General features: G+C 54.8%; 1 protein-coding gene. It reads left to right on the top strand.

Annotation, left to right across the window (positions count from 1 at the left end; translation table 11 throughout):
* Nucleotides 1–97: 97 nt before the first annotated feature.
* Nucleotides 98–1,158, top strand: a protein-coding gene (locus IQ273_RS33295) for an ISKra4 family transposase (protein WP_194027338.1) whose coding sequence is annotated in 2 segments (ribosomal slippage) — nucleotides 98–254 and nucleotides 254–1,158 — 1,062 coding nt in all. Because the reading frame shifts where the segments join, the coding sequence is not laid out codon by codon here.
* The last annotated feature ends 25 nt before the right edge of the window (nucleotides 1,159–1,183 follow it).

Below are 1,183 nucleotides of genomic sequence, written 5' to 3'. Positions count from 1 at the left end.
GGGTGCATCCCAGTTATGTAATGAGCAATAATACTTAGTCTGGGCTAAGCCTATGAACGTTAAGCTTTGAGCAGTTCAACAGAGGAACTTCACTCCCATGGATGCCTCCAAAGAAGCCCGTCTCAAAGCCCTGACGCAGGAGTTAGCCGAACTGCTCTACGAGGAGACTGACCCCGAGAACGTCAAGACCCTAGATGGAATCGAGACCGCCGTGCGGGGGCACCTGCTCGAGCATATCGGCCCAGAACTCGGTCATTTTTTATCCGCACAAGCAGCGGCACAACGCGAGGCCGCCAGCGAGGCGTTACCAGCATCATCGGCCAATTGAGCATTAGCGAACAGCAAGGACAACGGCTAGGTCTGAAAGCCCGAACTCAGTGGAGTCCGCAGTTAGAGACGTGTTGTTTGCTGGTGAGTGCTAACGAGTCCTACGAAGACACGGCTCATGATATTGCGGTGCTAACCGGGATATCGGTTTCCAAGAGCACTCAGCAGCGGCTCGTGCATCGTCACGATTTCCCGTCTGAGTCGGTAGATGGCGGCGTTAAAGAGATGAGCCTTGACGGGGGCAAAGTGCGCCTGCGGACGCCCAAGGGCCAACGGAGTGATTGGCGCGATTATAAGGCCGTTAACCTGCATCAAGGCTGTGTTGCAGCCTTTTTTAGAGCGAATGATGCCTTGGTCGAGTGGGTCAACCAGCAGCCATTGGCGTCTCCGGTGGTGTGCTTAGGCGATGGGCATGACGGGATTTGGAATCTCTTTGCCCAAGTCGCACCGCCAGTGCAGCGACTTGAGATTCTAGACTGGTACCACCTGATGGAAAATTTGGCTCAGGTCGGCGGGTCACAACACCGGCTGGATGCCGTGGAGACCTGTCTGTGGCGAGGCGATCTTGAGGGAGCCGTCAAGCAGTTCGATGACCGGCCTCATGAGCGAGTTGACCGATTTATCGCTTACCTGGCCAGACATCGACACCGTATTGTCAACTACGCCTACTACCAATCCGAGGGCATGTCCATTGGCTCGGGTGCAATTGAGTCAACGGTCAAGCAAATTGGACGTCGAATCAAGATTTCAGGCGCTCACTGGGACGCACATAACGTGCAACAAGTGCTCCGACAGCGATGTGCGTATCTGAATGGCTACTTCTCAAAATGAGTCTTGCAAGACTGGGATGCACCCG

Origin of the sequence: Nodosilinea sp. LEGE 07298 (assembly GCF_015207265.1) — a bacterium.
GTDB lineage: Bacteria > Cyanobacteriota > Cyanobacteriia > Phormidesmidales > Phormidesmidaceae > Nodosilinea.
This window is presented reverse-complemented; position numbering and strand designations above follow the sequence as displayed.